An 8,142-nucleotide genomic window follows, 5' to 3' on the forward strand; every position below is an offset into this window, starting at 1 on the left:
AGGAGACGCCCCGGAGGGACACCGCGGACCAACCCGAGGAGCGAAACCTGCCCGGGGGGCACCACCCCAGCCCCGCCGGCGATTGAGGCGCGGGGTGGACCCGAGGGTCGAGATCCCGCCCGGGGGACCATCCCAGCCTCGCCGGCGTTTGAGGCGCGGGGGTCCGGGGGCAGCGCACCCGGCAGCGGCGCCGCACCCGGCCGGGCCGAGCCCCCCGCCGCAGCGGATTGGCTAGAGGTCGGACAGGAACGTCGCGATCAGCGGGGCGATGGCGTCGAGGTGGGTTTCGAGGGCGAAGTGGCCCGCGCCGTCGAAGACGTGGACGGCGGCGTCCGGCGCGTCCCGGAGGTACGCCTTCGCGCCCGCCGGGGTGAAGAAGGGGTCGCCCGCGCCCCAGACGACCAGGACCGGAATCCCGGCGCCCCGCAGCCATGCCTGCCATTCCGGGTAGCGCCTCAGGTTGGACGCGTAGTCGAAGGCCAGGTCGGCCTGTGCGTCGGCGCGCCCCGGCAGGGCGAGGTAGTGGGCGTCGAGGGTCCAGCTGTCGGGGGAGATCAGGGAGGTGTCGGCGACGCCGGCCTCGTACTGGAAGCGGGTGCCCTCGAGGGTGAACAGGCCGCGGACCTGGTCTTCGTTGCCCGGGACGTCCCGGCGGAGGGCCGTGAACTCGCGGGCCATGTCCGACAGGCCCTCCTCGTACGCGTTGCCGTTCTGCACGATCAGGCCGGTGACCCGGTCCGGGCGGCGCGCGGCGAGGCGGAGGCCGACGGGGGCGCCGAAGTCGAAGACGTAGAGGGCGTAGCGGTCCAGGCCGAGGGCGTCGGTGAAGTTCTCGATGGTGTCGGCGAGCCGGTCGAAGGTGTAGGTGAATCCGGCCGGGGCCTCGGTGCGGCCGAAGCCGGGGTAGTCGGGGGCGATCAGGCGCCAGGGGGTGTTGCCGAGGGCGTCCATCAGGCGGGCGAACTGGTGGGAGGCGGTGGGGAAGCCGTGCAGGAGCAGCAGGACGGGGCCGTCGGCGGGGCCGCTTTCGCGGTAGGCGACCTGGACTCCGTCGATGTCGACGGTGTGGTGCTGAACTGCGGCCATCACATGCCTCCAGGGGTGTTGGTTCCATTAGTTTGTCCGGTGATCACTAATGGGTCAAGGGGCATGGGTAGCATTAAGGGGTGACGACTTTTCCGCTCACCGGTGAGCACCTCGCGCTGGACCTCCTCAACACCCGCACCACCCTCGGTGACCTGGTCGCCGACCCCGCGGGCCTCGCGGCATGGCTGGTCGAGCAGGAGGGGCGGCTGACTCCGGTCGGGGAGCCGGCCGAGGCGGAGGTCGCGGCCGTGTTCGGCGTACGGGAGGCCGCGCGGGCGGCGTTCGACGCGGTGCGGGGTGGCGAGCGGCCGCCGGCCGGGGCGCTGGGTGCGCTCAACGAGGCCCTGGCCGGGGCGCCCGCCCATTACGAGCTGGCCTGGAGCGCGGCGGGCGGCCCGGAGGCGGTTCCCCGTCGGGCGGGCACGCCGGCCCGACGGCTGGCGGCGGAGCTGGCCGAGTCGGTCGTGGACCTGCTGACTGATCCCCGGGTGGGATCGGTGCGCGCGTGCGAGGGGGAGGGGTGCGTGCTGGTCTTCCTGCCGACGCACCCCCGCCGCCGCTGGTGCGTGGCATCGGTCTGCGGCAACCGGGCCCGGGTGGCGCGCTATTACGCCCGCCACAAGGGAGGGGAGAAGGCCTAGTGCCGTGACCCGGTGAACCTTTCCGGCCGCAGCACCAGGGGCGGCAGGCCCTAGCCGGCCTGCTGCGCCGGGACGGTCGTCGGCTCGTAGTGGTAGGGGTCGCTGCGCAGGCCGCGGGGTGTGGACACGAGCACCGTGAGCGGGGGTTTCGCGGCTTCCGGGAGGGGGGCCGTGAGGTTGCCCGTCGCCGGGTCGAGGGTGGCCGGGGTGGTCGTGCCGTTCACGGTGACCCGGGGCGGGGGGCCCGCGGGGTCCGGCGTGAAGCCGCCGCCTTCGATGGTGAGGACCGAGTCGGTGAGGGTGACGTCGGTGATGACCGGGTTCGCGCGGACCGCCATCTTGTTGATCAGGTACGCGCCGGCCGGGGCGCCCGTCAGGGCCCAGATCTCGGCGGGGAGGTGGGGGAGCCCGGCGCCGACGTCAGCGAGGAAGAAGAGGACGACGTAGAGCATCGTGACCGTGCTGAGGGCGACGTACTGGAGGTCGACCAGGTCCACGCGGCCGCTGTCGTTCGCGACGAGTTCCCGCAGTGGCCGGCGCCCCGAAGGGGTCGGCTTCGGGGCGGGTTTGGCCATGCTGCCGTTCTCCAGCCGCTTGCCGACGACCGTCTTCGCGCCGATCAGGGCCGCGTACGGGCCTCCGAGCAGCGGCAGGTACACGGTCGTCAGCGTGGACAGCGGGCCGTCGGAGCCCTGGAAGTACGACACTCCGCCGCCCGCGGTGAGGCCGTGGCCGAGGATCGCGAGCAGCAGCCAGACGAGGATGACCGTCCAGGCCAGGGCCAGGGTGGTCGAGGTGGAGAGGCGACCGTCGCGGCCGGTGACGAAACCGGGGTGGTGGTAGAGGCGCAGGCCGACGGGAGCGGTCAGTGCCGCGAGTAACGCGAGTGCGAAGAGTGTGGAAGCCATGTCGTCCCCCCGGAGAACGGTCCTGGTCACAGGGTCTCTGAATGGCGGGGGTCATGACAAGTCGGCTAGTGCTCCTGCTCCGGCAGTACGGGGAACCGCCGCGGGGCCACCAGCAGCAGGATCAGCAGCGCGGCCACCGCGGCCGCCGTGGCGCCGAGGAAGATGTGCTCCACCGCCGCGGCCACGGCCTCGCGCAGGTGGTCGGCGGCGGCCCGCGGGAGGAGTCCCGGGTGGTCCAGCGCCTTCGCGACGTCGTCCAGGTGGTCGGGCAGTCCGGGCATCGGGGCGTCCACGAGCCGGGCGGCGATGGTGGCGTTGGCGACGGCCCCCAGCAGGGCCGCGCCCACGCTCTGGCCGACCTGCCGGCAGAACAGTACGGAGGCGGTCGTGGTGCCGCGTTCGGCCCAGCCGACGGTGGACTGGACCCCGACGATCAGCGGGAGCTGGAACAGGCCGAGGGCGCCGCCCAGCAGCAGCATGATCAGCGCGGGCTGCCAGGGTCGGGCGGGGTAGGGGAGCAGGGTGAAGGCGTACAGGATCGCCGCGGCCAGGCCGATCCCGATCACGGCGCTGTCGCGGAAGCCGATGCGCCGGTAGACGTGCTGGCTGAGGGCGGCGGTGATCGGCCAGCTCAGGGTCATCACGGACATGACCAGCCCCGCGCCGACGGGCCCGAGGCCGAGCACGGACTGGGCGTACGTCGGCATGAACACCATCGGGGCGACCATCAACAGGCCGAGCGCGCCCATGGCCAGGTTGACGGCGGCGATGGTGCGCCGGCGCCAGACCCAGCCGGGCAGGATCGGTTCCTCGGCCCGGCGTTCCACCCGGACCACGACCGCGGCCAGGACCGTACTGGCGGCGAGCAGCCCGAGGGAGGGCGCCGACAGCCAGGGCCAGGCGACCCCGCCCTGGACGAGCGCGAAGAGCAGCAGCCCGCCGCAGGCGAACACGCCGAGGGCGCCCGCCCAGTCGATCGGGCCCTTGCGTCCGGGGGAGCGTACGGGCTCGACGAGGTGGCGGGAGATCATCCACAGGGCGAGGCCGGCCAGCGGCAGGTTGATGAGGAAGATCCAGCGCCAGTGCGCGTACGAGGCCAGCAGCCCGCCGAGCGCGGGGCCGGCCACGGCCGAGACGGCCCAGACGGTGGACATCCGGGCCTGGATCCTCGGCCGTTCCTTGAGCGGGTAGAGGTCGCCGGCCAGGGTCTGGATCGTGCCCTGGAGGGCTCCGCCGCCCAGGCCCTGGACGATCCTGAAGGCGATGAGGGCGGCCATGTTCCAGGCGAACGCGGACAGCAGCGAGCCGACGAGGAAGAGGCCGATGCCGAAGAGGAGGACGGGCTTGCGGCCGAGGGTGTCGGACAGCTTCCCGTAGACGGGCAGGGTGACGGTGACGGCGAGCAGGTAGCCGGAGAAGAGCCAGGAGAAGACGGAGAAGCCGCCGAGGTCGCCGACGATCTGCGGGACGGCGGTGGCGACGATGGTGCTGTCGAGGGCGACGAGCGCCATCCCGAGCATGAGCGAGGCGACGACCGTCCCGGGAGGCCGCCCGGCCGGTGTCGTCCCCGCGGGCCGAGCCGTCGAATCAGGCGTCGACGAGGCCGAGGCCGCGGGGGCCGCCGGGCCGGCGCCGCCCGCCGTGCCGGTGCCGGCCGAGAGGGGGCTTCCGGACGGGCCGTTCGAATCCCCCGCGGGTATGTCGTCCGGCACGTCGGCGCTTTCCCCTGAGCCCACCAAGATCCCTTCCCCGTACACGTATGTCCGGGGAACACCATCTCACCGCCGCCATGCCGCCGGTATCCCTCAGGGCGCATCGTCCGAAGGGTGGACAACCCCTAGGGGGAGCTCCGTACTACGGCCCAGGGGCCGTTCGTCCCGGCGGAGGAGGTGCGGGGTCCCGGTGGCTCCTTAACTGGAACATACGGGCCGGGGGCCGGGGGTGGGGTTAACCCCCGGGCGGATACGGCGATGGGCACCAGCGCGCCGGACCCCCCTCCCGCCACAGACTTCAGGACGACGACGACGGCGACGGCGGCGGCGACCGCACACCGCACACCGAACAAGGAGAACGACCGTGACAACGGCTATGACCGAAACCAGGCACGGGGGTACTGGAGGGCATGAAGCCGTCGCGGCCCGGGCGCGCGGGGTCGTCAAGGCCTACGGCTCCGGGGAGACGCGCGTGGTCGCCCTCGACGACGTGGACGTGGACATCATGCGGGGCCGGTTCACCGCGATCATGGGGCCCTCCGGCTCCGGCAAGTCCACGCTGATGCACTGCCTCGCCGGTCTCGACACGGTGACCAGCGGGCAGATCTTCCTGGACGACACCGAGATCACGGGGCTGAAGGACAAGAAGCTCACGCAGCTGCGCCGCGACCGGATCGGCTTCATCTTCCAGGCCTTCAACCTGCTGCCCACGCTCAACGCCCTGGAGAACATCACCCTCCCCATGGACATCGCGGGCCGCAAGCCCGACGCGCAGTGGCTGAACCGGGTCGTGGAGACCGTCGGTCTGGCCGGCCGGCTCAAGCACCGCCCGACCGAGCTGTCCGGCGGCCAGCAGCAGCGCGTGGCCGTGGCCCGCGCGCTCGCGGCCCGCCCGCAGATCATCTTCGGTGACGAGCCGACCGGAAACCTGGACTCCCGGGCGGGCGCCGAGGTGCTCGGCTTCCTGCGCCGCTCGGTCGACGAGCTCGGCCAGACCATCGTCATGGTCACCCACGACCCGGTCGCCGCCTCCTACGCGGACCGCGTCATCTTCCTCGCCGACGGCCGGATCGTCGACGAGATGTACGGGCCCACGGCCGACCAGGTCCTCGACCGCATGAAGGACTTCGACGCCCGCGGACGGACGTCATGAGCAACACCGTCCTGAAGACCTCGCGGCGCAACTTCGTCGCGCACAAGGGGCGGATGGCGCTCTCCGCCGTCGCGGTCCTGCTCTCCGTCGCCTTCGTCTGCGGCACGCTGGTGTTCACCGACACCATGAACACCACCTTCGAGAAGCTCTTCGCGACCACCGGCGCCGACGTGACCGTCTCGGGCAAGGGCATCGGCTCCGGCGACGACGACGTGGAGAACCCGGCCAACGCCCGGCCGGAGACCATCCCGGCCGCCGCCGTCGAGAAGGTCGCCGCGGTGCAGGGCGTCGAGTCCGCGCAGGGCAGCGTCGTCTCCCTGTCCGTGACCGTCGTGGCCGCCGGCAACAAGAACGTCGGCCCCACCTCCGGCGCCCCGACGATCGCCGCGAGCTGGAACGACAACGAGCTCAAGTCGATGAAGGTCAGCTCCGGTCACGAGCCGCGCGGCCCGACCGAGGTGATGGTCGACGCCGACACGGCGAAGAAGCACGGGCTGAAGCTCGGGGACGAACTGCGCACCATCGCCGTCACCGGTGACTTCCGCGCCAAGATCTCCGGCATCGCCACCTTCAAGGTGACCAACCCGGGCGCCACCCTCGTCTACTTCGACACGGCCACCGCCCAGCGTGAACTGCTCGGCGCTCCCGGCCTGTTCACCAACATCAACGTGACCGCCAAGGACGGCGTCAGCGACGACCGGCTCAAGGCGAACATCGCCTCGGCCGTCGGCGCCGACACCTACAAGCTGCAGACCGCCAAGGAATCCGCGGACCAGGGCCGCAAGGACGTCGGCTCCTTCCTCGACGTCATGAAGTACGTGATGCTCGGCTTCGCCCTCATCGCCTTCCTGGTCGGCATCTTCCTGATCTTCAACACCTTCGCCATGCTGGTCACCCAGCGCACCCGCGAGATCGGCCTGATGCGCGCCATCGGCTCCGACAGCGGACAGGTCCTCAAGTCCGTGGTCGTCGAGGCCTTCCTGCTCGGCGTGGTCGGCGCGGTCCTCGGCATCGGCGCGGGCGTCGGCCTGGCCGTCGGTCTGATGAAGCTCATGGGCCAGATGGGCATGAAGCTGTCCACGGACGATCTGACGATCGCCTGGACCACCCCGGTCATCGGCATCGTCCTCGGCGTCGTCGTCACCGTCGTCGCCGCCTTCGTCCCGGCCCGCCGGGCCGGCAAGGTCTCCCCGATGGCCGCGCTGCGCGAATCGGGCACCCCGGGCGACAGGAAGGCGGGCGTGCGCCGTGCCATCCTCGGCCTGGTCCTCACCGGCATCGGCGGGGCGGGCCTGTTCCTCGCCGCGGCCGCCGACGACGCCAAGATCGGATCGGCCTGGCTGGGCCTGGGCGTCGTCTTCACCCTCATCGGCTTCATCGTGATCGGCCCGCTGCTCGCCGCGGGCGTGGTCCGGGTGCTCTCCGGCGCGGTGCTGCGGCCCTTCGGCTCCATCGGCCGGCTCGCCGAGCGCAACGCCCTGCGCAACCCGCGCCGCACCGGCGCCACCGCCGCCGCGCTGATGATCGGTCTCGCGCTGGTCGCCTGCCTGTCGGTGGTCGGCTCCTCGATGGTGGCCTCCGCCACCGAGGAGCTCGACAAGAAGGTCGGCGCGGACTACATCATCAACTCCGAGACCGGCCAGCCGCTGATGCCGCAGGCCGAGCAGGCCGTGCGCGCCGCCCCGGGCCTCGACCACGTCACCGCCTACCGGGAGGTGCCGGCCAAGGTCACCGCCCCCGACGGCAGCACCGACGAGGTCGCCCTGGGTGCCAACGACCCGTCGTACGTCAAGGACGTCCGGCGCAAGATGGTCGCCGGCGAGCACACGGCCGTGTACGGCAAGGACTCCATGTCGGTGGGTTCGGAGTACGCGACCAAGCACGGCATCAAGCTGGGTGACCAGCTGACGGTCGCCTTCACCGGCGGCAACACCGTCAAGCTGAAGGTCGCCGCGATCACCCTCGACGAGGGCAGCATCGACAAGAACATCAAGTACATCAGCACCGCGGTCGCCGAGGCGAACGTCCCGGCCGACCGGCTGCCGCGCCCCTTCATGCTGCTGGCCAGCGCGAAGGACGGGAAGAAGGACACCTCGTACGCCGCGGTCAAGGCGGCGGTGGCGGAGTACCCGCAGTACACGGTGCGCGACCAGAGCGACTACAAGCAGGCCATCAAGGACCAGGTCGGCCAGCTGCTGAACATGGTCTACGGGCTCCTGGGCCTCGCCATCATCGTCGCGATCCTGGGCGTGGTGAACACCCTCGCCCTGTCGGTGGTGGAGCGGACCCGAGAGATCGGCCTGATGCGCGCCATCGGCCTCTCCCGCCGCCAGCTGCGGCGCATGATCCGCCTGGAGTCGGTGGTCATCGCCCTCTTCGGCGCGCTGCTCGGCCTCGGCCTGGGCATGGGCTGGGGGGCGAGCGCGCAGAAGCTCCTCGCGCTGCAGGGCATGAACGTGCTGGAGATCCCGTGGCCGACGATCCTCGGGGTGTTCGCCGGATCGGCTCTGGTGGGTCTGCTGGCCGCGCTGGTGCCGGCCTTCCGGGCCGGGCGGATGAACGTCCTGAACGCGATCGCGAGCGAGTAGGCGGCGCCGCGGTCGAACGGGGGAGGCCGCCGGTCCGGGACTTGGGTCCCGGAC

6 protein-coding genes are annotated in these 8,142 nt (G+C 71.8%); 3 read left to right on the forward strand and 3 right to left on the reverse strand.

Translation table 11 applies throughout. The features are described 5' to 3' along the window. Nucleotides 1–231: 231 nt before the first annotated feature. Nucleotides 232–1,086 (reverse strand): alpha/beta fold hydrolase, encoded by an 855-nt coding sequence (locus ACFV9H_RS40710; RefSeq protein ID WP_385408926.1) that lies wholly within the window; start codon nt 1,084–1,086, stop codon nt 232–234. A gap of 80 nt (nt 1,087–1,166) precedes the next feature. Here ACFV9H_RS40710 and ACFV9H_RS40715 point away from each other — a divergent pair, with 80 nt between their 5' ends. Then, a complete protein-coding gene (locus tag ACFV9H_RS40715; protein WP_385408928.1) occupies nt 1,167–1,727 on the forward strand; it encodes a CGNR zinc finger domain-containing protein in 561 nt (186 codons plus the stop codon). 50 nt (nt 1,728–1,777) lie between these two features. Here ACFV9H_RS40715 and ACFV9H_RS40720 read toward each other — a convergent pair whose 3' ends face one another. After that, complete coding sequence (locus ACFV9H_RS40720; protein ID WP_385408930.1) at nt 1,778–2,635, reverse strand: hypothetical protein; 858 nt, start codon at nt 2,633–2,635, stop codon at nt 1,778–1,780. 65 nt (nt 2,636–2,700) lie between these two features. Continuing rightward, complete coding sequence (locus tag ACFV9H_RS40725; RefSeq protein ID WP_385408934.1) at nt 2,701–4,335, reverse strand: MFS transporter; 1,635 nt, start codon at nt 4,333–4,335, stop codon at nt 2,701–2,703. A 388-nt stretch (nt 4,336–4,723) separates the two neighbouring features. Here ACFV9H_RS40725 and ACFV9H_RS40730 point away from each other — a divergent pair, with 388 nt between their 5' ends. Then, nucleotides 4,724–5,500: an ABC transporter ATP-binding protein gene (locus tag ACFV9H_RS40730; protein WP_385408936.1), complete on the forward strand. Its 777-nt coding sequence runs from the start codon at nt 4,724–4,726 to the stop codon at nt 5,498–5,500. Further along, entirely contained in the window at nt 5,497–8,088 is a 2,592-nt protein-coding gene (locus ACFV9H_RS40735; RefSeq protein WP_385408932.1) for an ABC transporter permease, read from the forward strand. Before ACFV9H_RS40730 ends, ACFV9H_RS40735 begins: the two co-directional genes overlap by 4 nt. The last annotated feature ends 54 nt before the right edge of the window (nt 8,089–8,142 follow it).

Source organism: Streptomyces sp. NPDC059874, assembly GCF_042731135.1.
Classification (GTDB): Bacteria; Actinomycetota; Actinomycetes; order Streptomycetales; family Streptomycetaceae; genus Streptomyces.

Coding starts and splice junctions, on each gene's coding strand:
- ACFV9H_RS40710 (WP_385408926.1), bottom strand. CDS start 1,086: ATGGCCGCAGTTCAGCACCACACCGTCGACATCGACGGAGTCCAGGTC.
- ACFV9H_RS40735 (WP_385408932.1), top strand. CDS start 5,497: ATGAGCAACACCGTCCTGAAGACCTCGCGGCGCAACTTCGTCGCGCAC.
- ACFV9H_RS40720 (WP_385408930.1), bottom strand. CDS start 2,635: ATGGCTTCCACACTCTTCGCACTCGCGTTACTCGCGGCACTGACCGCT.
- ACFV9H_RS40730 (WP_385408936.1), top strand. CDS start 4,724: ATGACCGAAACCAGGCACGGGGGTACTGGAGGGCATGAAGCCGTCGCG.